The organism is Alteromonas stellipolaris, assembly GCF_001562115.1.
In the GTDB taxonomy this organism is placed as follows: Bacteria; Pseudomonadota; Gammaproteobacteria; order Enterobacterales; family Alteromonadaceae; genus Alteromonas; species Alteromonas stellipolaris.
In genome coordinates, this window is record NZ_CP013926.1 from 2,339,189 (window position 1) to 2,363,603 (window position 24,415).

Consider the following 24,415-nt stretch of genomic DNA (forward strand, 5'->3'; position numbering starts at 1 on the left):
TGTTACCTCGCTGCACTTAGAATAGTATCGAACAACTCTTGCGCTGTGCTTAAAATTCGTGCTGCGGCAGAATAAGACTGCTGAAACTTAACTAGGTTTGCCGCCTCTTCATCTAGGCTTACTCCAGACACTGACTCAAACCAATTTTCTGATTGAGTTTTCATTGCTTCTGCTGAAGTCAAAGAAATGTCAGCCATGGCTGCGTCTTCACCAATCCGCCCTACCATAGATGCATAAGCATCTTGAAAAGTACGTTGCTGGTTGGTTGATTCACTGCTCACTTGCACTAGATTCTCGTTCTGCAAAGATGCGATTTCAAGTGCATTACTGTTGTCGTTGAAACCATCAGTATTGTAACTAATCGTAAAACTATCACCTGCTTTAGGCACACCATCTAAACTGATGTCGTAACCTGGGTAGTCATCTAGTGATGAAAATGCTGCGGGCCAAGCAGGGCCGCTGCCACTGCTTTCTGCCTGTGCTAGTAAGTTGCTTAAATTCGTTGCGCCGGTCACATTGGTAATGACATTAGGCGGCGTTTCTCCATCTAGCACTTGATAGCTATCTTCTGCGGTAAAGACTATTTGAGCTGGCGCGCCAAACGTGCCGCTGGGTGAGCTGGCTAAATCGTGTATGCCACCAGCGCCGTCAAATGCAGATTGTTCGGTACCACCGCCGACTTCAGTGTTGGTAATTGTTACCCCACTTACATTGGCGCTACCTAAATTCGTTGCATCCGCTTGGGCTCTTACGGGCGCCGCGAAAGCGAGGTCTTCAGGTCTGTTTGTGGCTAACTCAATGGTTGATGCAATAGTTTTAGTAGGCTGCATCAAAAATTCATCCCCAACCGCATAGGTTGAAGCACCACCAAACTCTACTTCAATACCACCAGGTAATTCGTTAAAGCCACTAGTAACAGTGTAGTTTGAATAGATAATATCATTCCCAGAACCGTCTTTTTGAGGTGTTCCGTCAGGATTTAAAAAAGTAATTTCTATTTCGCTAGGAACCCCTCCCGCTACAGCGGTTACCTCAATTTGATAATCCGCATCAGTGAGTTCAGCGCCTTTTCCCGCAATAAGCTGCCCGACAACCTGATAGTCTCCGCTGGTATCTTGAGTTTCTAATCCCCTAAACGTAGGAATGTCGAAAATATTGCTACCCAGCTGACCGTCTAAATCCATCCCGAGCTTGTTTTGGGTATTAACAGCATCGGCAAAAGTAACGGCAAGCTGGCCCACATCGCGCATAGCAGTGCCAAGCACTTCATTTCTGTAACGAAATAATCCGCCTAGGCTGCCACCTAAGTCACTTTCGACAACACGAACCGTAGTATCGTTTTTCGTTTGAGAACCAAAATCAGTTTCTAACTTTAATTCTTTGCTGGTTGAATCCGCACTGGTACTTATTTCAAATAAATTAAACGCGCCATTATCTAGTATGAGTGATTCGCCAGTGGTCAAATTTACGGTAATCGCTCCGTTTTGACTCTGACTCTCTTTCACATTGATAGCCATAATAGAGGCGAGTTCTTCAACAGCGGCATCTCGTTTATTCATTAATGCGCTGGGTTCGTCGCTGGTGTTATTCCCTTTGGCAATGACAATATTTTTGTTTAGTTCGCCAATAGAGCTAATCAAGCTATTGGTTCTGTTAACCAACGACGTGACTTCAAGATTAAACTCTTCTTCCTTCTCAACCATGTAATCTGACAGGGTTTTCATACGCTGATATAGCGATTCTGACTTCCCTAATACCTGTTCACGAGAGGCCAAATTTGTAGGGTCGTCGGAGGCAGTTTGGACTGCTGCAAAATAATCACTAATGCCTTTAGAAAGGGAGTTCGCTTCACTGGCCAGAAGGTTATCAATTGCTGACGTTTTTGAAGAAAAAGCCTCTAGTTCGCCCACCGAAGTTATATCGCGGCGAAGCTGGTTTTGCGCAAATACGTTAATAATTCGCTCTGTATTACCGATTTCAACACCGAATACATCACTGTTAACAAGCTCGGTTCGTTCGCGTACGTACCCTGGCGTATTTACATTGGCAATATTATTACTGGTCGTTTGTAAAAGCTTACTACTGGCGTTTACACCACTGGTGGCTAGGGAAAATAAATCAACTGCGCTCATATATTAAACCCCTCTTCTTACGGCATTAAGCCGTTAAGCCTATCACTGTTGTAAACGGCCATGATTTTACTGGCGTAATTAGGATCCGTAGCATATCCAGCGCTTTGTAGCTCACGGGTATAGCTGTGTGCATCTGAGGCTTGTTCTACAGCTTGCTGATAACGAGGCTGAGTGACGATAAAGCGCCCATAGTCATCAACGGCTTCTTCTAATGAAGCATAAGAACGAAATGCTGCTTTTTGCTTTTGTGGAATGCCGCTATTGAATTCAAGTGTATCGACAACCGCTTGGTCGCCTTCCCACTGCGCATTCGCTTTAATCCCAAAAAGATTATGCGAACTTTCACCATCGGCGTTGTGAATAACAAACTTACCCCAGCCCGTTTCAACCGCAGCCTGTGCAATAATGGCTTTAGCATCCATACCGTACTTTTCAGCCACTTGCTCAGCATAGGGGCGTATAGTTTCAACAAAGTCTTCAGGGCTATCAAACATGCTGTCTTTGGTGGCCGATTGCACACCTTTAGATTCAGAAGCCAGCACAGTTTCCTGGGCTTGCTCTGTGGCAATAACACGGTCACGGTTCAGCGAGCTCAAATTACCATCACTGCGAATTACGCTGGCAGGTAAATAACTGTCTTCAGATTGCCCCATTTGTTTCACGATAATATCAGCTAACCCCAAACCGCCGCCTGACGTTAAATCAGTTGCAAGTTGTTGGTCGTGCATATCGCGATAGAACTTAACTTGTTGAGAATTAAATGGGCTATTTTCATCGGCAAGCGCGTCTTGCGCTTTACGCATTGACTTCAGCATCATTTGCACAAATATGGCTTCAAATTGCTCTGCCGCTTCTTGCAATACACTTTCATCACCCGAAGCAATGGCCTCGCGCATTTTATTGATACTGCCAAGATCGTGAACATTGCGTGCCATATCGAGCTGATTTTTTGAGCTGAATGCTTCCATTAGATGATCACCAATTCACCGTGTAGTGCACCGGCTTGTCTTAATGCCTCTAAGATAGCCATTAAGTCGCCTGGTGCTGCACCGACTTCGTTGACAGCTCGCACTAGCTGATCGAGAGTCACCCCAGGTTCAAAAGAAAACATGCGACTATCTGATAAATCCACATCTACAATCGACTGTGTCGTTACCACCGTTTCACCATCTGCAAACGCATTAGGTTGGGTAACTTGTTGGTTTTCTGAAATTGTCACCGTTAATCCACCATGGGTAATAGCGGCTGGCAGTAAACGCACGTCTCGACCAATCACAATCGTACCGGTACGACTATTGATGACAACCCGCGCAGGCGCATCAGCCGGCGTGAATTCAAAATTTTCTAGTGTGGCCAAAAAGCCCACTCGCTGACCAACATCTCGTGGCGCTGATACACGTACTGACGCGGCATCAATGGGCGTTGCTATGGAATACCCTTTTTCTGGCTGTGCGCCTAATCGCTCATTAATCACATCAGCTAATGCCTTTGCTGTTGAAAAATCAGGGTAATGCAAGTTCAGTGTTAGTGAATCGCCATTGGCAAAACCGCTTGGTACGGTTTGCTCAACCATGGCACCATTTGGAATACGACCAACAGTAGGCGTATTCACCACAATTCGCGAACCATCGCCACCTTGAGCACCAAAGCCACTCACTACCAAGCTACCTTGCGCTACTGCATACACTTTGCCATCTACCCCGCGAAGAAACGTTTGTAGAAGCGTGCCGCCTTGCAAACTACTCGCTTCACCTACTGACGACACGGTAATATCAATGGTTTGCCCTGGCTTAGTAAAAGCCGGCAATTCTGCGTGAACAGCCACGGCTGCCACGTTCTTAATTTTCGGTTTGGTGTTGGAGTCTAAGCTAATACCGAAGTTACTTAACATGGTACGGAAGCTTTGCTCGGTGAAAGGACTTTGCTCGCCGGTGCCAGGTAAACCTACCACTAGACCATAACCTACTAATTGGTTACTTCTCACCCCTTGGATACTTGCCAAGTCTTTGATGCGTTGTGCATTAGCATTGTTAGACAACACCAATGTTAATGCGATAAGTACCACTGAAAACAAACGCATAATGATTCTCCTAGCCCCGCTTAAAGCGGCCACCATGATGATGTGAAAAACTTCGTTAGCCAGCCTTTCTCTTGCGCACTGGCAAATGAGCCCGTTCCGCTGTATTGAATTCTGGCGTTGGCGATTTTGGTCGATAGCACTTCATTTTCGGGGCTAATGTCAGATAAGCGAATAATGCCCGTTAAACGAATATATTCGTCGCCATGATTTAAGGTAAGCCACTTTTCGCCGCGAATAACCAAATTGTCATTGGGCAGCACTTCCACTACGGTGACCGAGATATTTCCCGATAAACTATTACTTTGATTTGTTGCGGCATCACCTGCGAAGTCGTTTGAAGAACTAACGCCAAGCTGAACAGATTGGCCGCCAATATTTAACGCTTGCCCGCCTAATCCAGTGATTGTATCTAAATCAACCGTGGTGTCTTTTGATGTAGATGTACCCGCTGATTTACTCGCGTTGGTATTTTCACTTAACGTTATGGTAATAATGTCGCCAACCCGTCTAGCCGTCATATCTGAATATAAGCTATTAGCCATATAAGAGCGGAACAGCGAACCATCTTCTACAATCTTCTCGCGAGGATAATCAGGAACCACTGGAGCAAACGACGGGTCGTTTGCTTGAACCGGTGGCTGGTTAGTGCTTGCACAACCTGCCAAAATTGCCACTGAAAGAAAGAGTCCGATAATTCGCATAACATTACTCACTAAAGTTGCTGAATGACTTGTCCAAGCATCTGATCCACCGATGAAATCACTTTCGAGTTCATCTCGTACAAACGTTGACTTTCAATCAAATTAACCAGCTCTTCGGTCACATTCACGTTAGAGGTTTCCAACGTACCCTGTGCAATAGTGCCTATACCTTGAAGGCCTGGTACACCCTGAATAGGCGCCCCGCTTGATGCGGTTTCAACGTAAAGGTTCTGCCCAATAGGCTGGAGGCCAGTTGGGTTAATAAAGTCTGAAAGGTTCATTTGCCCAAGCACTTGCGGCTCTGCTTGACCACGAATCGACACGCTAATTTCACCGTCTTGTGAAATGGTAATTTGCTGCGCATCCTCTGGAATAGCCACTTCAGGTTGTAATAAAAAGCCAGCGCCAGAAGTCACTATTTGACCTTGGTCGTTCATTGAAAACTGACCATTTCTTGAATAGGCAATGGTGCCGTCAGGCTGTAATATTTCAAAGTAACCGCGCCCTTGAATAGACATATCCAATGCGTTATCTGTGGTTAATAAGTTACCTTGGGTATGCGCTTTTTGTGTTGATACCACCTTTGAACCAGAACCTAACATAAGGCCAGACGGTAATTCGGTATCAGCTGATGAACGGCCACCAGGTTGGTTTATATTTTGATAAAGCAAGTCTTCAAAAATTGCTCTGTCTTTTTTAAAGCCTACCGTTGATGCGTTAGCCAGGTTGTTCGATACCACGGCGACATCTGTTTGTGCGGCATCAAGACCTGTTTTACTTATCCACAATGCTGGGTGCATGGCGACCTCCTAACCTTTTAAGTTCGTATAACGAAATTGTTAACTAATCTATAGAATACGTAGTAACTGGTTGCCGCGAGAATCTAGCTCGTCAGCTTGCTTCATCATCTTCACTTGAAGCTCATAGTGGCGCTGCAGGCTTATCATGTTGACCATTTCATCAACGGCATTCACGTTCGAGCCTTCCAACATGCCAGACATCACTTTTACACCAGCGCTTGCTGGAGCTACCGTGCCGTCTTCCATTCGAAATAAACCATCAGTGCCTCGTTCCATATCAGCATAGTTCGGCTTAACCAATTTCAGCCTGCCAACATCTTCAATGACATTTTCGGGCGCACCTAGCTGTCTCATTGACAAGGTGCCGTCCATACCGATATCTAGATTATCCAGTGGTACAGGAAGGAAAATTGGACCGTTATCACCTAAAACTGGGCGATTGTGCACATCTGTCAAAATACCGTCGTCACCTAACTTGAAGTTACCGTCACGAGAATAGGCTTCTTGGCCATTGTCATCCTGAACGGCAAACCAACCATCGCCTTGTATAGCAACATCTAAATCACGACCTGTTTGAATCATGGGGCCCGATTCATAGTTGTTTGACGGACTTTCGGTCATTGAAAAAACGCGAGACGGCAAACCTTCGCCGTAGGCAGGCATTGACCTTGCCTGTTCTAACTGAGCTCTAAACCCAGTTGTTTGCGCGTTAGCCAAGTTATTGGCACGAAGCCCAGTACCTAGAAGGTCTTGAGATGCACCACTGGCAGCAATGTAGAGAAGTTTGTCCATGACTGACTTTTGACTCTGGTTAAACCATATACAGGTTTTGCAATCCCAGTGCCAACATGCACAAATAAGAAGTGGATACAAAAAAACCGCAACAAAGTTGCGGCTTTTTTTAGTTAAACATCACTGTTTATCGGATGTTCAGGATAGTCTGGTTAAGTGAATTATTCACTTCAAGTGCTCGAGAGTTAGCCTGGAAGTTCCGCTGTGCAATAATCATATCGATAAGCTCAGTGGTTAGGTTTACGTTAGCTTGCTCTAGCGCTGATGAGTTAATTTCACCAAATGTACCGGTAGTTGCTTCACCCGCTAATGCTTCACCAGAGAGAATACTTTCTTTCCACTCAGTGCTGCTTTGCTGGGTTAAGCCCTGCTCATTGGCAAATCTCACTAGGGCCACACGCACGATGGGCTCTGACGTACCGTTTGAGAACGTCGCTCGAACCAAACCATCTGGACCGATATCAATACCTGTTAATCGACCAACTGGCAAACCATCTTGCTCTAATGACGTAACTTCGAATGCTGATGCGTATTGCGTAGGCTCAACAGTAGTCGCATTTGAAGGGTCTAAGTTGAAATCGATACCAATTTGCTGTGTCGCATCCGCGCCGTTTGATAAAGCAGAACCAAGCGCTTCAGTCGTTAATTTATAGTCGGTAGTTTGAATGCCATCTGGTGATTCAATACCAATAAAGTCACCACCTTGAGAAAACACAAGTTTAGCTGCTGTAACACCGTTACCTGTGTTAGTACCCAACGAGTTTACCGCTGTAGTAGGGTCGGAATCAGTACCGGTAGAATTCACTAAATCAGTAAGTTGATCGTCTACCGCTGTCGCCACATACCATTCATTGTCTGCCGCCACATCTTTAACGAAGTAATACGTCATCACGTGGCTGTCGCCTAGTGAATCATAAACCGTTACCGAGGTTGCCGCGTTGTAGGTAAGTGGATCTTGTGGGTCAAATGCAGCTGGATCTAACCCTTGATCACCTGCAGGTAAGTTCATACGAATATCAACTTCTGAGGTTTGCGCTGGAGAACCTGATGAATCTGGGATTTGAACTGGCTCTGTAGTACTTAATGCAACCGATGAACTGGTAGAGTCTGAGTTAACGGGGAAACCTAAAAGTAAGTCGCCGTTACTGTTAACCACATAGTTGTCATCATCTAACTTGAATTGACCGGCACGAGTAAACGAGAAGTCTCGTGAGGTTTCATCAGGAACAGTAGCAAAGAAACCATTACCAGTAATCGCTAAATCAAGTGCAGTATTGGTAAACTGTAAGCTACCTTGTGAAAACTGCTGGGCTACGTCTTGTGTCAAAACACCGTCGCCCACCTTGGTTTTACTTCCAGCCAATAATGATGTGGCGTACACGTCGCCGAATTCAGCTCGAGACTCTTTAAAGCCAACAGTATTCACGTTTGCGATGTTATTCGCGGTTACATCTAAATCTTTTTGTGCGGCAGCTACGCCACTTAGTGCAATATTAAAAGACATGCTTCTTTCTCCTGCTAACTGCCGATTTGAATAACGTCGTCAAGACTAATGCTGACTTCGCCATCTAAATTTAAAATTACGCCCTGACCGCTGCCGGCCAAGCTAACACTTCCTACATGACGATTAATGGCAGTATTCAATTGAACGCCTTCACCGTTTAATTCGCCTGTAGCACTAATTACGTAGTCGCCCGCTGGCATATCGTTGCCTTGGGTATCCTTGCCATCCCATTCAAATTGAATGTTGCCAGCGGCTTGTGTGCCAGCATCAATGGTCTTAATCACTTCACCGTATTGATTTTCAACGGTGATCGTCATGTTTTGTACACTCTGCTCATTAACCACAACACCCGAGACCCCAGCAGCGTCGCTAGACATGTGCCCTACGTTGCCCTGCACTAACACGTTCTGGCCTATTAAGCTGGATGCTTGCAATGCCTGATTAGATGTCATCGAGGCGGCGAATGACTCGAACTTATCATTCAACTGAGAAATACCGTCAGCCATAGTGAATGATGTCATTTGCGCTACCATCTGATCATTATCTACAGGTTTAGTAGGATCCTGATTCGCTAATTGCTCAGTTAACATGGCAAAAAAGTCTTCTTGCGAAAGCTGTTGCTCTGTTCCATCGACAACCGGAACCGTCTCTTCTTGCCAGTAGAGTTCGTTGTTCAGGCCAGTAGTGTTGTTAATTGTGGTCACAGTATTTTCCTCACATTACCTATGCGGCAACTTATTGCCCTTGTCCTAGCTGCAGTACCCGACGGAATATCCGTTTGGTGGTATCAGCAACCTGAACGTTGGTTTCATAGGCTTTTGACGCCGACATCATATTTGCCATTTCTTCAACGATGTTTACGTTCGGCTTATAGATATAACCCTCTTCGTCAGCCATTGGGTTATGCGGGGCATACTCAACTTGCAATGGCGCATCGCTTTCTACAATTCCCTTAACTTCAACACCCACACCCTTACTTTGATCGCCCATGGCTCGCTGTAACTCAGCGGCAAACACAGGGTGTCTTGCACGATACGTTTCGTTATAACTACTGCTTACCGAGTTCGCGTTAGCAATGTTACTAGCAGTGGTGTTTAAACGAACATTTTCAGCTTCCATACCGGTACTGGAAATTGACATCACATTAAATAAGCTCATGATTACTGGCCTCCAGAACTAAGGGCTTTTTTCATACCTTTGACTTTACCGTTAATAAACTCAAGTGTGGCTTGATAGCGTAAACCGTTATCTAAAAAGCGGTTACGTTCTGCTTGCACTTCCACCGTATTGCCGTCTCCGGTATCCGGTTGAGTGGGTATGCGGTATTGCATTTCAAAATTTGATGCTACCGACGACATATCGCCACCTATGTGTTTATCATGTGTTCTTGCTAAGCTGCCACCACCCAATTTGTGCTGCCCTTCTTGGGCGCTCATGGCTGACTCCATCGCTTTGTTAAAGTCGATGTCTTTAGCTTTATAACCAGGGGTATTGGCGTTCGCTAGGTTTCCAGAAATGACTTCCATTCTGTCGGTGCGTATTGCTAACGCCGACTGATGAAACCCGACTAACTTGTCGAGATTAATGGCCATATTGAAAACTCCTAGTTGCGAAATTCCGAAAAAACGTCGTGAATAAAGAATGACGAATTAACTATTATAGAGTTTTACTAGCAAGGCAGATGCCAACCTGAAGATTGGCACTGTATAAAAAAGAGAAAAGAAACGGGGGAAATCTGAACTATTACATGAAATTCAGTACGTTATATGTTTATTTCTTTTGGTAGTACAGGCCAGGATTACATTTAATCATGGCATATGTATCGCTTGCCGCACTGATAGATTCAGACGCGCCAAGGAAAAGGACACCGGCAGGTTGCAGCTGTCCGGCAATTTGTTGCAGTATCTTTTGTTTTACATCTGCCGAAAAATAAATCAGCACATTGCGGCAAAAAACGATGTCAAAGCGGCCAAGTGCTGCATAGGAGGTTAACAAATTCAAACTTCTGAATGAAACCATTTTGCGCACTTCTGGCTTAACCTGCATTTGGCCACTTTCATGAGGCTGGAAAAACATAGCCCTGCGTTGTGGCGATAACCCTCTCGCTAGCGAAAGTTCATCATATAGCCCTTGGCTACACTTATTTAGCATTTCAGAAGAAAGGTCAGTGGCTATAATTTCAACCCCTTGCCTAAGCAATCCAGGTCGCTGTTTTTGAAACTCTAGAATGGACATAGCAATAGAGTAAGGCTCTTGTCCAGACGAACAAGCTGCACTCCAAATTCTAAGCTTTTGATTTTTAGTTGCTAGTTGAGGAAGTAAATCGCGTAGTAGCAACTCAAATGGATAGGTATCTCTAAACCACAACGTTTCATTTGTGGTCATCGCATCGATGACGCTTTGCAAAAGGTTACGATCGTAACCCTTTACAACCACATCAATAAGCGCATCAGTATTGTCATAGTCATGCTTATATAACAAAGACGCAAGCCTACTTCTTACAAGATATTGTTTGTTTTCCCCGAGTACTATTCCGCATTGTTTCTCGAGGAAGTGCCGAAACTTTTCATAGCTTGCCGGCGACACATTTTTATTATCCAACCCCTACTGCTCCGTTATTCACAATCCGTCATTAACCACTTCTGAACTGCTGTCGCTAGTTCATCGGGGTGAAATTTCGCAATAAAGTCATCCGCTCCCACTTTCTGGACCATGGCTTGATTGAATACACCACTTAAAGATGTGTGAAGTACAACATGAAGCTTTTGAAGTTCTGGTGTATTTTTAATTTCCGCCGTAAGGGTGTAACCGTCCATCTCTGGCATTTCTATGTCAGACACTAGCACCCCAATTCGCTTGGTAATATCACCATATTCTTCAGCGATTTCCTTCAAGCGGTTTAACGCTTCTAAACCATTCTTTGCCAGCTCAATTTCTAACCCAAGTGAGGTTAGCGCTTTTTTAACTTGATTTCTTGCCACAGCTGAATCGTCAGCAATGAAGATAATTTTGTCTTCTTTACCTTCCGTAGAAAGCCCTTCAGCAACATCAGCGCTTACTTCTGCATTAAGCGGTGAAATTTCATTGAGAATTTTTTCTACGTCGAGAATTTCAATTAATTCGTTTTCTACTTCAGTAACAGCAGTTAAGTAACTCGCTCGGCCTGTCCCTTGAGGAGGCGGCATGATGGCATCCCAGTTGGTATTAATGATGCGCTCAACAGCGCCCACTAAAAAGCCTTGTACAGAACGGTTGTATTCAGCAATAACGATAAACGCGTTTGATAAGTCTTCAATACGCTTGCCACCCGTCGCCATGCTTAAATCGATGACAGAAATAGTTTGCCCACGAATATGTGCTACTCCGCGAACTAACGAGTTCAACTTTGGCATTGAAGTCAGTGGTGGACACTGAAGCACTTCGCGTACTTTAAACACGTTGATACCAAAGCGTTGACGGCCATTAAGCCTGAACAACAATAACTCAAGACGGTTTTGACCAACTAATTGGGTTCGTTGGTTAACCGAGTCTAAAATTCCCGACATATCTCACCTCTTTTTAATACTGGGCATGATCATTGCCTTCACTAAAGAGAATAGACAATATCACTAAATGTATGCAGGTCAAACGACAGAAAAATGACGGTTTCGCTGCATGTACAACTTAATCACGGACGTACGCAAGTTATTGTCTGAACCTAATTTGTCTTATAAGCATAGACAATAACTCAGTAAGTGAACACGAAAAGTGACTATGAAAAATTTAAAAAACGTAAAATCTTGGCTTACAGGAGTTCGTCTGCCACTTTTCACTGTTGTGGTGACCGTTGCTTTAGCACCTTACAGTTACGCTGAAACAATGCACGATGTAGTGAATAAGGGCGCAGAAGAATACCTGCTGTCGGCGCTTAGTATACACGATGAAAACACCGATATTGCTGTGAGCATTGCTGAAGTAGACGAAAGAATTAATATTCCTCAGTGTCCAACGGGATTTCAATTTCACGCGTCTGATGAATCTTTAAACCAATCGTATGTTTCGGTGCGGGTGAGTTGTGGAACTAATGATTGGTACTTGTTTACCAGTGCCCAAGTCACCAGAACGAAAGAAATTGTGGTTACGTCTGGCGCGGTTAGCCCTGGCACCGTACTCTCTGCGTCTAATCTAACGCTGGCATCGGTGGATATAAAGCGTCTTCGTTATAGTGCTTTTACCGATGTAGATGCATTAATTGGCGCTCGAATGAAACGCCGAATTGTTGATGGTCAAGCTGTGCAATCTAATATGCTATGCTTTGTGTGCAAAGGCGATAGAATTACCATTCGCGCATCACTTGGTGGAATGGCGGTTAAAACATCCGGAATAGCACAACAAGACGGTGTTATTGGCGATACCATAAAGGTGATCAATGCCAGTAGCCAAAAGCCTGTCATAGCGGAAGTCGCCAGCGCTCAAGAAGTCGTGGTACACTTGTAGTTCAGCGTGCTAAAAAACTACGTTTTCGTTGTATAAAAGCCTAAAGAAAAGAAGGCTTTTGCCGATAACATGTACAGAGGCGAAAAGGTAGTGGAGAAATATTATGGCAATTAACAACGTAAACAATGGGTTACCAAAAACGCCCGTTGATAATACAAAAATTACGCAACAGAATCAGACACAGCAGTCGCAACAGCAACAAGCGACTTCTAACAATGCTTCTGTTGCTCAAGCACCACGACAAGATTCAGTATCCTTGACTCAGTCTGCGCAGCAGTTGAATCAAGTTCAGAAGAAAGGATCTGAGGCACCTGTAAATCAGGAAAAAGTCGACCGTCTTAAAAAAGCGGTCTCCAGTGGTGAATACCGAGTAAACCCAGAAGTGTTAGCGAATAAAATCGCTAAGCTTGAGGGTGAGATCTTTGGCCGCAAATAATTAGGTTTTTATGACTAGTCATCTTTATTCAGCATTATCACAACAGGTCGCTAATTTAGAGGGCCTGTGCTTGTTGCTGGAAAAAGAATTACATTTGATTAGCTCACGAGATGCAGAAACCTTGATGAGTCTGCTAGAAGATAAGTCTGCATTACTAGAGTCTATTCAGGCTACCGACCAAAAAGTCGAGGCCTTACATCGTCAAACTACAGACGAAACGATTAGTGCAGAAGAACAAGGGTTAATGGATAAAGCGAAAAGTCTGTTAGAAGACTGTAAGTATAAAACCAAAATTAATCAGAAAGCCGTAGAGCAAGGACAGCTTCGCCTCACACACTTACGGAATCTGATGTTGGAAGTTCGCGCTAAAGAGTCCTTAACCTACGACAAGAAAGGCAAGCCAAATGCTGGCCGTTTAGGTTCAGGTATTAGCGCCTAAGTAATGCACTCGTCATAAAATGCCAAAATAAGAATACAAAAAAGCGCGTTTAATACGCGCTTTTTTGATGGTGCTATTTAGCCATATATTTAAATACTTAGTAGTACTTAATGTCTTTAATTCTTTGTGGCTTCGCCGTCGTCAAATAAATGTCGTAAACGCGATGCATATCTAGTTCAAGTTCGGTGGCATAGGTATCTTCACCCACAGGGTAACTTTTTATTACCCTTGCCCCTCTAATGACTCCCTCTACAGAAGCCCGTAAGGTTTCATTATCCACTACAAGGCTAGACAGTGATTGATTACCTTCAATTCGTTGTCCATACACCTGCTCTGCGAGTTCTCTGTAAGCCTCTAGTTTTGACGCTTTAATTGCCATCAAGGTTTTCACCGTTTCGCTATCACCCCGTTGCGACATAATAGGGGCATAGCCTACAGCACTTAGTACGGGGTAACTGTCTGGCTCGACCGTCTCCCATTCCACATGTTTATCTACAAATAAACTGCATCCTGGTAAACCTGTCAGAGCAGCGAATAAAGCCGCTGTTATACATGCTCGGCTACTTACCAATTTCCTAAAAAACACCATCAGAGAAACCTCATTCTCAATTTTTCTATTAGTGGATAAGCAATGTTTACGCCTAAATTTTAAATTTGAAACATTGGCATCTATTTCGCTTATATAAATTGGAGTAAAAATAGAAACAAAAACTGACAAAAAACTGGTTCAAAAAGAATACTGACTTAAATTAACTGATGTAGCGCTCTTCATCGCACTGCAACAAAAGGACAAGACTGTGCTTGGCATACGAACATTCGCTAAATTATTTTTAGTTAGCATCTCTTCTGCTAAAAGAAGATATCAAGCTAGATACGCCAATGTCGCCTTTTTTATGGCGCTGTTTTGCCTTACTGCAGTAACGACAGGGCAATGCCATGCCGCCTGGTATGAAGCCAAAGGCCAAGCAGTTATCGTGAACGGTAATAAAGAAAAAGCGCGTAGAGACGCCACTGAAGAGGCCCTAAAACAAGCTTTGTTATTCGCAGGTGCCTCGATTAGCAGTGTTCAGCAACTCACAAATGGGCTACTTGAAAGTGAAGATATTACCATTAGTAGTTCCGGTGAAGTGGACCATCTCGAGCTTACTGATGAAATATGGCATAAGGATTATGTGACTGTAAGCGTTAGGGCGGATATCTTCCCCGCGGCAAAACAATGTAACGCAGTGGAGTATGATAAAAATATTGCCACCAGTTACTTTATGGTGGAGAACCGCAATCATTTGGTTGAAGGAAAGATCCCTAACTTTTCAGAGGCAGTGACAAGAAAGCTAGCTACCGAAATGTCGGCGCAGACGCAAAATTTAAATTTAGCGTACATTGCTCCGCACACCACACGATGGGGAGTTAATGGGCTTGAAGAAAATGTGCGTGCACTGTCACAACAATCAAATGCACAGTTTGTTTTAATTGGCAGCATTAGTGACGTTAGTGTGGAAAGACAACGTCCCTCTTCGTTTGCGTTCTGGAAGGATGAAAAAGCCACCCGATACTTTTCGCTAAGCATTAAGGTTTTCGACGGCATAAATAGCGGCTTAATACTGCAACAAGATTACGTTACTGAAGCAAAGTGGCCTTTTGACAGATTTGCCGATGTAGACGAATTTTCGTCTACCTTTTGGCGCACAGAATACGGTAATGCGATTAAAAAGCAGATGCAGCAGTTAACCGCTGATATTAACGAGACTATTGCTTGTCAGCCCATGACTGGCCGAGTACTCAATGTTGCTGGTTCGCATATTTCAGTATCATTGGGGCGCGATAATGGCATAAAGAACGGTGATGAACTTTTTGTCTATCAAACCAGCGAAATTATCGACAGACACGGCAAGGCCTACTTGCAGTACCATATTTACCCCGGAGCATTTGTTGTTGAAAATGCGTATGGCAATACCGCCAAATTAATTCATAAAGACAGTGGCATTATTGCGAATATCCAAGAAAGTGATTTCGTTATTAAACGGTAGCCGTGATAATTCTCTTCTACGCAGCACTTGGTTTCACATTTCCCCCATGCTATACCTATACCATAGTATGAACATCTATATATAAATGCAGGAGCACCGACTATATGGTGCTTATACTTTCGTATAATAAATAATTAAAAAAATAAATCATGACCCTTTCGATATTTGCGTCAAACTGCTTCGTAGTTTTAGCTCTTATGTTGACAGGACAGCAAATGAAGGATCATCTGTCTATAGAGTTCCCCGTTTTAGAAATGGAAGTTAAGACACGATTTGGGGATGATAAAGCTCTAGATGTCAAAGCGTTAGAAGAAAAACTAAGCCAGCTAAACAATCTTTCAGTATCCGCTCAGTTAGACGGTGTGAACCGCTTCTTTGACGAGCATATTCAGTACGCCACCGATGATATTGTTTTCAAACAAAAAGACTACTGGGCTACCCCCGCCGAGCTTTTTGGCCATTCCCGTGGAGATTGTGAAGATTACGCCATTGCAAAATATATAGCTCTGCTACACTTAGGTATTGATAGTGCTAAACTTCGCTTAATTTATGTTAAAGCTAAGATTGGTAGAAGCCGCGTAACGCAAGCTCATATGGTATTAGGTTATTACGAAACGCCGTCTTCAGACCCTTTGGTCTTAGACAGCCTTGTTTCTGAAATATTGCCTGGTTCACAACGAACCGATCTCATGCCTGTATTTAGCTTTAATGACGCTGGCATTTGGTCGCCTGGCAAAACCAAGCAGGTTTCCACTTCTACCAGTAGACTATCTCGGTGGCGCAACGTTATTGAGCGCATGAAAAGTGAGGGAATAAAAAGACAATCCTGAGGAGTCTATGTCAATAACAAGAGAGTTGTGGCTTGCCATTATAGCCGTTGTCCTTGTTGCCATTGTGGGAAGTGTATCCATTCACGGCGCAACGACAAAAGGCTATGTAGAAGAGCAGCTTTATTCTAAAAACCTCGATAATGCTAACATGCTGGCACTTACGCTAAGTGGTTTAGAAAAAGACCCTGATACACTAGATTTATTTATCATGTCCCAGTTCGATGTGGGGCACTATGCGTCAATAACACTGCAAAAGCCTGATGGCGAAATCATTTCAAGCCATACTCATACCACACAGTTAGATGAACAAACACCGGCTTGGTTTGTTTCATTGTTTAGTCCAAATGTCGAACCAGGCGTAGCTCAAGTCTCTGAAGGATGGGGCCAGTACGGAGTCGTTAATGTTCAAACCGATACTAGCTTTGCTGTGGCCTCTATGTGGAAAGCCACACTCCGGTTAATTTTGGGATTGTCTCTTGTAGGCACGGTGGCAGGTCTTATTGGTGCATGGTTTTTACGCCTTATTATGCGCCCTCTCGACCAAGTTGTTGAACAGGCTGAGTCTTTCAGCCAAATGCAATTTGTTCAAGTAAGTGAACCACGAACCTTAGAATTAAAACGCGTGGTTAAAGCCATGAACTTCCTAGCAAGTAATTCCCAACGAATTATGGATGAGGAAAATACACGTCTTGATCTTCTTCGCCACAAAACTCAGTTTGATGTCGAATCCGAATTAGCCAATCGCGACTATTTTATCTCTATTCTTAAAGGCCAGTTGGCATTCAGAGATACCGAAGGTGTGAATTGTATATTTCTACTGAGGGTTGTGGGGGGCCGAGAAGCATTTCTTCGCTCGGGGCCAGAAAACCGTAGAAAGCGACTTTTACAGTTCACCACCAATGTGAATGATTGCCTTGCACAGCACCATCACCATTACACCGATAGCAGAGTAGCTCGAATGCAGAAAAATGAGATTGTCATACTGCTAACGGAAACTCATGACATAGTGACAATTGCTGAGGCTATTCATGGTGCCTGTTTATCTGAGTTGTCTCAACAGGGCGATCCGAAATTGTATCAGTCTGTAGTACGGTTGCGACCTGACGATGATGTGTCATCTGCGCTAATGCGCCTCGATACACTGCTCGATGATGCTGAAGATAGAAAAATGAGTGGACCATATATAGAAGGCTCTCTCGACTCGTCTATTTCGTTGGTGGAAGAAAACCGTTGGAATAAGCTGCTCAAAGAAGGTATTGCTAATCAAGCGGTAGAAACGTTTAACTTTCCGGTATTAAATGCTGAAAGAGAACTAGTTCACTATCAAAGCTGGGCGGGTATTGAAATTGACAATGACTTGAGAAAAAGTGGCTATTATACCCACTGGGCGAGATACTTGGGCTTACTGCCTGCTTTAGAGCTAGCGACCATCAGCCACCTTTTCTCACATATAGTCAAAACTGGTACAAAAGCAAAGTTTGCCTTTCTGTGCTCTGAGCAGTTTCTTCTTGATCAAGAAATTTTAGCGCAGCTGTATTTCCAAATAAAAATGAACGAGAACTTTGCCTCACAACTTAACTTCGAAGTGAGGGAATCTACCGCGGCTCGCTTCCCTCATGAGTTTGAGTTATTTTGCTCCACGTTGAAAGCTAAAGGATGCGGCATCGGATTAAAGCGGGTTGGCGAATCTTTCTCTCAATTAATGAATGTGCAAGAACTTGGACTTGATTATGTGGTTATCGATTCTGCCTTTATGGCAGATATAGATCACAACCCTGCCAATCATGCTTTTATTAGAGGCTTCTGTTCACTTGCCCATACTTTTGGCATTCACGTTTATGCTGACGGTGTGAAGACAAATAACACTAAAGAGCTATTTGTGGAGTTAGGTGTAGATGGCGTGGTATCGCATATTGAAGTTATAGAGCATCTTTTAAATGACTAAACTCGCCAAGCGACAGTAACAACCCTATTCTGTCTTTGGCGTTTAACTTCTTCAGAAGCGTGCCTACATGCTCTTTAATCGTTCTTTCTGCGAGCTTAAGGTTTCTCGCAATTTCTTTGTTACTCAAGCCCTCTAGAATACCCGTGAGTACATCTCTTTCCCGCGCCGTTAATGTCGCAATTTCAGGTACTTTTTCTTTTAAACTCAGCGTAGTTGCAACTGCTGACGTTGTATTCACATAAAGCTCGTTGGGTACCCAAATTCCGCCTTCTTTTAACACCCGACTAACCGATTCAAAAAGAGATGGTTGTCCTAGTGCATGACAGTACGCCCTTGCGCCCAATAATAACGCGGTCTGCATTTCAGGCCTATCGTAATGAAATGTTAATAAAATAACATTTCGACACTTCCCACTAGCGGCAATAATGTTTTCACGCCAATTTTTATGAAATGTCGACACCCAAATACTGTCTTCTTTCTCGCAACGTACACTTTCAATATCAGAAAACTCAACCCAATCTATTGCGTCAACACCAAGATTCTTTTGAGATGTATTCATAATATAATGTTTCATCTATCGCTCCCTTAGTGCAGATGACGTAACGGTGAAAAGTGGAGACAGAATGTAATTCAACACCGTCTTTTTGCCTGTTAAGATATCTACCTGAACAATCATTCCCGGCATGATATCCAGCGGTGCATCAGCAATGGTTCTTTTGGTTTCTAGACGGACTAAGAAGTAGGTCTCATCCTTCTCATTGGTAATAGCATCAGCGCTTATATGCTTTACTTCAGCATCCATACCACCATATATAGTGAAGTCATAAGCGCTAAATTTTAAGATGGCTTTTTGCCCCCCTCGAATGAACGCAATATCTTTAGGGGAAACCTTCGCTTCTACAATAAGCTGGTCGTCTTGGGGAATAAGCTCAATGACCGCACTTCCAGGTGTAATTACCCCGCCAACGGTGTTAATTAGTAGACGCTGAACCGTGCCATTAATTGGCGACCTGAGTTCAGCTTGCGAGACTACATCTTCTAACGTGGTTTGCGATTGTTGAAGGGTTGCCATTTCACCCACCGCATCGGTTAATTCTTGATTCCACCGATTGATGAGTTTTAGCCTACTTTCTTCTTTACTAATAACCTCTTCTTCAATGGTGGAAAGGCCTCGTTCGATAGCCACTTGCGACATGGCTATGTTTCCTTCAAGCTCTACAATTTGTCGCTCTAATCGTAAAATTTCAATTTCAGACACCGCTCCAGAATCTAATAGGGGTCTTGTAACGCCTAATTCCTTTTCGGTTAACGAAAGCACACTCTTGTATTGATAAAGGTTAGCTCTTTCTTGTTCAACATCTTGCTTGCGTTGCTGTATTCGACTATCAGAACCTGCTGCTACTTCATTTAATTCAGCAAGATTTGATTCAAAAAGCTTTCTTTCGTTTTCAACAATTTTAGGGGCTTGTTCAACTAAATCGGGCGAGAAAGCTAAACGAGTATTGTGCGTTAACGCTGAAAGACGCTGCACTTTGGCGGCAAGGGCGGCAAATTGTGTTGTATTTTCTTCTAAACTTGAAATGTAGCGTGTAGGGTCGACACGAAGTAATACATCGCCTTTTTGAACCTGTTGGCCTTCATTTACCAATATATCTTGAACGATACCACCATCATATGATTGAAGGATTTGCAGCTGCTGTGAAGGGATCACTTTCCCTTCCCCTTTAGCTACCTCGTCTATCTCTGCAAAATATGCCCAGACTAGCAATATGAGTAAGACCACTGCTACGCTGTACAAAAGCCGCTTCGCTTTAGCAGGAGTTTGCATAATTCTGGCCCATTCAGCTTCAAGTACCCAATCTTGGCCCGAAGGGGGCGCTAGCCATCCCCTTACTAGCTTATGCAAAATGCTATTTTTGTCGTCACTTTCAATCTTCATTGTGCCGTCCTTTGTTTAGAAGGTACCGGCTTAAACTGAGGTAAAACGTCCTCTTTTTTACCATCAGCTATTACTTTTCCGCTTTCGATAACAATGACTCTGTCGACTAAATCCAGCAACGTAGTGCGATGGGTATTGAGGATAAATGTTTTGCCTTTAATCGCTTCTCGAATCGTTTCTTTCATCATGGCTTCATTCGCTGAATCCATGGCAGAAGTAGGTTCGTCCATAATGAATATCGCGGGGTTGTAAATCAGTGCACGGGCCAGTGAAACAGATTGACGTTGCCCACCTGACAATTGCTTCCCCCCTTCCCCAACTTGCTGTTCAAAACCGTTTCCGTGACTATTAACGACTTTCGCTAAGCCACATTGCTTAGCAATTTCCCATAGCCTCTCGTCATCTACCCCTCGATGTGCCGGCAATATATTCTCTTTTAGTGTGCCAGAGAAAAGATTCACATCTTGCGGCACATAGCCTATGTTTTGCCTAAGAAGGACAGGATCGTATTGCTTCATGTCAATTTCATCGAGTAACACTTGACCCGATTCGGCTTTATAGAACCCCATCAGTAATCGATTTAATGTAGATTTACCGCAGCCATTCTTCCCCAAAATGGCAACGTGCTCACCTTGCTTAATTGAAAAGTTTATATCTTTAAGTGCCAAGACGTTTTCATTAGGGTAGCGAAAGCAAAGCTGCTTAACATCAAGGTTTCCGCTTAACTGGCTGGCGTTTTTAACTTGCTTGTTGTCACCACCTTCTGATGGCAGTGACATGATATCGTCTAACGCATTTTTCGCAGTTTCAGCTTGATGATACTGAGCTAAAAGCGCAGCGGCTTGAGATACAGGCCCCATAGCCCGACTCGAAAGTAAGTACGCCGCTATTAGCCCACCTTGGGTAATTTCACCTTCAATAATGAGGTACACACCGGTAAGAATTATCACTACACCGACGGATTGCTGAATCCACAGTGCAGAGTTGTTAACCGACATAGAAACTAAACGTAGTTTAGCATTCACTTTGGCTAAGAAGATGGTTTGCTTTTCCCATGCACTTTGCGTTCGGCTTTGATATCCAAAGGCTTTTAAATCTTCAAGTGCCGTAACACTTTCAGTAATTAATGAACTTTTTCTGGCGCTAATCTCCATCGACTCTTCAGACAATGAGCGCATGACTCGCTGTGCTTTTAGGGCATATAGAAAGAGAATAGTTGTGCCCAATAAAATTGGAATGACTAGATAGATATCTATCATCGCAATGATAAACACAAACAGTAAACCAAAAGGCAAATCAACCAAGGCGACCAAGGTCAGTGAACCAAAGAAGTGACGAATACTCTCAAAAGATTGCAGGCTATTAATAAACGCACCACTTTTGGCGGGCCTATTGGTTAAATCGATTGAAAGTACTTTCTCCATAATTTTTGCAGACATGGTGACGTCTAAGCGACTAGCGGCAAGCTCTACAAAATATTGTCGCAAGACACGTAAGAGAAAATCTGCCGCTAATACTAAAAGCACGCCGATGGCTAGCGCCCACAATGTCTCCATCGCCGCGTTGGGCACTACCCGATCATATACATTCATCACAAATAGCGGTAGCGCTATCGATAACAGGCTAATGAATATTGATGCCAGTAGAACATCACGATACAAGTCATACGCAGATTTTACTGATGACCAAAGCCAATGACCGACAGCGCTTTTTTCAACCTTGCCAGAAGGCGTTTCAGATTGGGCAACAGGACGCGCGAAAATTATGTAGCCGGTAAACTGCGAGGCGATTTGTCCACGTTCTACCGATACCACAGCGGTACCTAGCTCTGGATAGGACACTTTCGCACTATCATCGGTTAATTCGTGTAAGACGCAGGCTTGTCTGCCTTCCATAATTAACACGGCGGGAAGCAAAGCAGCATTAATCTGCGTAATGTCTCTTTTTGCAGTACGACTTGCTAAACCAGCACGTTGGGCGGCACGCTCGAAGCCCGTGGGAGATAACTCACCATTATCTAGAGGCAAACCACTGAGTAGGCTTACCCTAGAAACCGAAATATTGTGTGCTCGACAAATAATCATCAAGCAATCCATTAGCACGCCACCTTGATTTTCCAAATAAGACAGCGCGCCTTTTTCTCCCTGAACCATTAACCCTCCGCGTCCTTTGCGAATTAAAGCTGAATTATCGTGGCTTCAATTCGACGATTTTTTGCATTTGCGGCTAGTGACTCTTCATCAATTAAAGGCCGCGTTTCGCCATAGCCTACCGAGGTAATACGGCGGCTACCTATGTCAGCGGACTCAATTAGTAAAGCGGCAACTGCACTCGCTCGCCGTTCTGAAAGGCGTTGGTTATATGCCGCATCTCCATCTAACGAGGCATGACCGTGAATAATAACGCCGGCATTGTCATACTGTTCAAGTGCATCAATAACTTGAGCAAGTGACGAGGTGTATTCAGACGAAATTTTGGATGAGTTTGATGCGAATGATATGTTGATACTAAAAGAGGCTAAAACTTGTGCATCATCTAAGGTGAAATCGGCAGCGCTTGCTGGGGTATTAATGGCTTGAGGTTCAAGTTCAGGTGCACTCGCTTCACATCCAAAATCATCAACCATGGCACCAGGTGCAGAATTAACGCAATCGTCCCATAGATCGACTATGCCATCTGAATCTGAATCTCGCTTTAAGATATTGCGCTCATCATCTAACGATGTTCGGGTAGCTGGGCATACGTGATTGGGATCGTAACGAAGCTCTTTTTCTGCTAATTCACTTACACTGGCTACGCCATTTCTACTCACTCCTAACGCTTTAACCAAAACCCCCGACGCAGCCAATAGACGTGCTCTCGCTTTTTCTAATGTATAGGTGGCTTGTACATAAGCTCTGCTCGACTCGTAATACTCATTTTCTGAATCGAGCAAATCAAGAAGTGAACGTTCGCCAATAGTGAACTGATCCATATACGCCGACTTAACTCTGTCGGAAGACAATCTGTGTGCATTTAATGAAGGTAGCTGCTCGCTGATATTTTGAATATCGTTACGAGCAATTTGAATAGTTTGGCGCATATCAACACACGCTTTATCTCTTAAGTCTTTAGCTAAATCCACCTGTGAAAGTGCTTGCCTAATTGCCGCTCTGTCAGCACCGCCGTTGTATATATTATACGAAAAGTTAACCCCCACACTCGCTTCAGAAATAGTATTGTTTAACGCCGCTTCGTCTCGAGTTTGCGCCCCGTAACTCGCGGTTAAGTTAACTTGAGGATGATATCGACTTCTTGCGCTATCAATTGCAAAACGTTGTGCGTCGATATTATAAATTGTTGCATTGAAAGACGGATTAGTTTCGTATGCCGCTAACAATATGGATTCTAAATCCATTGCTACTGACGTAGGCATAGCCTCTGAAAGTGACACCTCGGCTAATGCTTCTGCAGGTTTCTCCCCAACAAGCCTTAAAAACCTAGCAGTTACATCATGCAAGTTAGACAGTTCAGTTAATACATTGGACTCTGACAGCGAAAGCCGACCACTAATTTGTTCCAAGTCAGCTCTTCGGCCAACACCTGCTATCACACTTTCTTCGATTTGCTTAAAGACATCCACATGTGTAATGAGGTTCTTTTCTGCCAATGAAAGCAACTCTCTATAAAGCTGAACATCCATATAAGCCAATGCGGTTTCAAGTGACTTTTGTTCTATCTCGCCCATCAATTCATAGTAACGAACCACTTGAGCTTGTTTGAACCTACTTACTTCGCTGGAGGTGAAAAAGCCATCGTAAAGTAATTGCGTTAACCTAATCTCAGCAGTGTGGCCTGCGTAATCTTGATCTAACCCATAATTTCTCTCGGTATAGGCGCTGGAAGCTAGAACGTCAATAGAAGGGAGATAACCGGATTTAGCAATATCTACATCTTTCATGGCGATTTGGAGTTGCCGCCAACTGGCCTGAATTTCAGGGTTTGAATTAATAGATTTACTTACATATTGCTCTAAGGAAGCACTCGCCATTCTGGGCGAGGACTCTTGCGCAGACAAGGAAAATGTTACTAGCCCAAGTAGCCCAAAAATCTGTCTTTTCTTCATACCTACAGTACTCATATATATAAACAAACCCACATATAAAAGTTTTCTCAACGTGACTTTAGCCTAGTAGTAAATCTAAAGTCCTGCCAAATGATGGCGTGCAATTATGTTTAAAATTAGCTAATTAGGGGAATACACCTAGAGAACCATTCGTCATATCACTACCTGTACCACGGTACGGTAACCATTTTCACTATCACTGCTAGGCT

General features: G+C 43.7%; 23 protein-coding genes. 6 read left to right on the forward strand and 17 right to left on the reverse strand.

Annotated elements, in window-relative coordinates:
- Positions 1-2 precede the first annotated feature (2 nt).
- From flgK to AVL57_RS09990, 12 genes are all read right to left on the reverse strand, one after another.
- Entirely contained in the window at positions 3-2,132 is a 2,130-nt protein-coding gene (gene flgK, locus AVL57_RS09935; RefSeq protein WP_057793366.1) for a flagellar hook-associated protein FlgK, read from the reverse strand.
- 17 nt (positions 2,133-2,149) lie between these two features.
- Positions 2,150-3,100 carry a flagellar assembly peptidoglycan hydrolase FlgJ gene (flgJ, locus tag AVL57_RS09940; protein ID WP_057793368.1) on the reverse strand — a complete coding sequence of 317 codons (951 nt, stop codon included), beginning with the start codon at positions 3,098-3,100 and terminating at the stop codon, positions 2,150-2,152.
- Positions 3,100-4,212, reverse strand: coding sequence for a flagellar basal body P-ring protein FlgI (locus AVL57_RS09945; protein ID WP_057793370.1), 1,113 nt, complete (start codon positions 4,210-4,212; stop codon positions 3,100-3,102). Before AVL57_RS09945 ends, flgJ begins: the two co-directional genes overlap by 1 nt.
- A gap of 20 nt (positions 4,213-4,232) precedes the next feature.
- Positions 4,233-4,913, reverse strand: coding sequence for a flagellar basal body L-ring protein FlgH (gene flgH / locus AVL57_RS09950; RefSeq protein ID WP_057796302.1), 681 nt, complete (start codon positions 4,911-4,913; stop codon positions 4,233-4,235).
- An 11-nt stretch (positions 4,914-4,924) separates the two neighbouring features.
- The gene (flgG, locus tag AVL57_RS09955; protein ID WP_013785145.1) at positions 4,925-5,713 is read right to left on the reverse strand and encodes a flagellar basal-body rod protein FlgG; all 789 of its coding nucleotides are present in this window, start codon (positions 5,711-5,713) and stop codon (positions 4,925-4,927) included.
- A gap of 48 nt (positions 5,714-5,761) precedes the next feature.
- A complete protein-coding gene (locus AVL57_RS09960; RefSeq protein ID WP_057793372.1) occupies positions 5,762-6,505 on the reverse strand; it encodes a flagellar basal-body rod protein FlgF in 744 nt (247 codons plus the stop codon).
- 127 nt (positions 6,506-6,632) lie between these two features.
- Positions 6,633-8,009, reverse strand: coding sequence for a flagellar hook protein FlgE (gene flgE / locus AVL57_RS09965; protein WP_013785147.1), 1,377 nt, complete (start codon positions 8,007-8,009; stop codon positions 6,633-6,635).
- A gap of 14 nt (positions 8,010-8,023) precedes the next feature.
- Complete coding sequence (gene flgD / locus AVL57_RS09970; RefSeq protein ID WP_013785148.1) at positions 8,024-8,713, reverse strand: flagellar hook assembly protein FlgD; 690 nt, start codon at positions 8,711-8,713, stop codon at positions 8,024-8,026.
- A 31-nt stretch (positions 8,714-8,744) separates the two neighbouring features.
- Positions 8,745-9,167, reverse strand: coding sequence for a flagellar basal body rod protein FlgC (flgC, locus tag AVL57_RS09975; RefSeq protein ID WP_057793374.1), 423 nt, complete (start codon positions 9,165-9,167; stop codon positions 8,745-8,747).
- A 2-nt stretch (positions 9,168-9,169) separates the two neighbouring features.
- The gene (gene flgB / locus AVL57_RS09980) at positions 9,170-9,601 is read right to left on the reverse strand and encodes a flagellar basal body rod protein FlgB (protein WP_057793378.1); all 432 of its coding nucleotides are present in this window, start codon (positions 9,599-9,601) and stop codon (positions 9,170-9,172) included.
- A gap of 178 nt (positions 9,602-9,779) precedes the next feature.
- Positions 9,780-10,610, reverse strand: coding sequence for a CheR family methyltransferase (locus AVL57_RS09985; protein WP_057793380.1), 831 nt, complete (start codon positions 10,608-10,610; stop codon positions 9,780-9,782).
- A gap of 14 nt (positions 10,611-10,624) precedes the next feature.
- On the reverse strand, positions 10,625-11,554 hold the full coding sequence (locus AVL57_RS09990) for a chemotaxis protein CheV (RefSeq protein ID WP_057793382.1): 930 nt from the start codon (positions 11,552-11,554) through the stop codon (positions 10,625-10,627).
- A 208-nt stretch (positions 11,555-11,762) separates the two neighbouring features.
- Between AVL57_RS09990 and flgA the strand changes: the two genes are divergently transcribed.
- From flgA to flgN, 3 genes are all read left to right on the forward strand, one after another.
- On the forward strand, positions 11,763-12,485 hold the full coding sequence (gene flgA / locus AVL57_RS09995; RefSeq protein WP_057793384.1) for a flagellar basal body P-ring formation chaperone FlgA: 723 nt from the start codon (positions 11,763-11,765) through the stop codon (positions 12,483-12,485).
- A gap of 103 nt (positions 12,486-12,588) precedes the next feature.
- On the forward strand, positions 12,589-12,921 hold the full coding sequence (gene flgM, locus AVL57_RS10000) for a flagellar biosynthesis anti-sigma factor FlgM (protein ID WP_057793386.1): 333 nt from the start codon (positions 12,589-12,591) through the stop codon (positions 12,919-12,921).
- 10 nt (positions 12,922-12,931) lie between these two features.
- Complete coding sequence (flgN, locus tag AVL57_RS10005) at positions 12,932-13,360, forward strand: flagellar export chaperone FlgN (RefSeq protein WP_057793388.1); 429 nt, start codon at positions 12,932-12,934, stop codon at positions 13,358-13,360.
- Positions 13,361-13,457: 97 nt separating this feature from the next.
- Here the strand turns inward: flgN and AVL57_RS10010 are convergent, their stop codons facing one another.
- Positions 13,458-13,949: an LPP20 family lipoprotein gene (locus AVL57_RS10010; RefSeq protein WP_057793390.1), complete on the reverse strand. Its 492-nt coding sequence runs from the start codon at positions 13,947-13,949 to the stop codon at positions 13,458-13,460.
- Between the two features lie 208 nt (positions 13,950-14,157).
- Here AVL57_RS10010 and AVL57_RS10015 point away from each other — a divergent pair, with 208 nt between their 5' ends.
- From AVL57_RS10015 to AVL57_RS10025, 3 genes are all read left to right on the forward strand, one after another.
- Positions 14,158-15,387 (forward strand): flagellar assembly protein T N-terminal domain-containing protein, encoded by a 1,230-nt coding sequence (locus AVL57_RS10015; protein WP_082604955.1) that lies wholly within the window; start codon positions 14,158-14,160, stop codon positions 15,385-15,387.
- Positions 15,388-15,602: 215 nt separating this feature from the next.
- A complete protein-coding gene (locus AVL57_RS10020; protein ID WP_231519261.1) occupies positions 15,603-16,217 on the forward strand; it encodes a transglutaminase-like cysteine peptidase in 615 nt (204 codons plus the stop codon).
- 7 nt (positions 16,218-16,224) lie between these two features.
- A complete protein-coding gene (locus AVL57_RS10025) occupies positions 16,225-18,162 on the forward strand; it encodes a bifunctional diguanylate cyclase/phosphodiesterase (protein ID WP_057793395.1) in 1,938 nt (645 codons plus the stop codon).
- On the opposite strand, the gene AVL57_RS10030 is transcribed toward AVL57_RS10025, so the two are convergent.
- From AVL57_RS10030 to AVL57_RS10045, 4 genes are read right to left on the reverse strand one after another with little or no spacing between them, the layout of a single operon-like run.
- Complete coding sequence (locus AVL57_RS10030) at positions 18,137-18,736, reverse strand: response regulator transcription factor (protein WP_057793397.1); 600 nt, start codon at positions 18,734-18,736, stop codon at positions 18,137-18,139. The genes AVL57_RS10025 and AVL57_RS10030 overlap by 26 nt on opposite strands.
- Positions 18,737-20,101, reverse strand: a complete 1,365-nt coding sequence (locus tag AVL57_RS10035; RefSeq protein ID WP_057793399.1) for an HlyD family type I secretion periplasmic adaptor subunit — start codon at positions 20,099-20,101, stop codon at positions 18,737-18,739. It lies immediately after the preceding gene.
- Positions 20,098-22,254 carry a type I secretion system permease/ATPase gene (locus tag AVL57_RS10040; RefSeq protein WP_063457195.1) on the reverse strand — a complete coding sequence of 719 codons (2,157 nt, stop codon included), beginning with the start codon at positions 22,252-22,254 and terminating at the stop codon, positions 20,098-20,100. The genes AVL57_RS10035 and AVL57_RS10040 overlap by 4 nt, the downstream gene beginning before the upstream one ends.
- Positions 22,255-22,277: 23 nt before the next feature.
- Complete coding sequence (locus AVL57_RS10045) at positions 22,278-24,206, reverse strand: TolC family outer membrane protein (RefSeq protein ID WP_231751109.1); 1,929 nt, start codon at positions 24,204-24,206, stop codon at positions 22,278-22,280.
- Between the last annotated feature and the right edge of the window lie 209 nt (positions 24,207-24,415).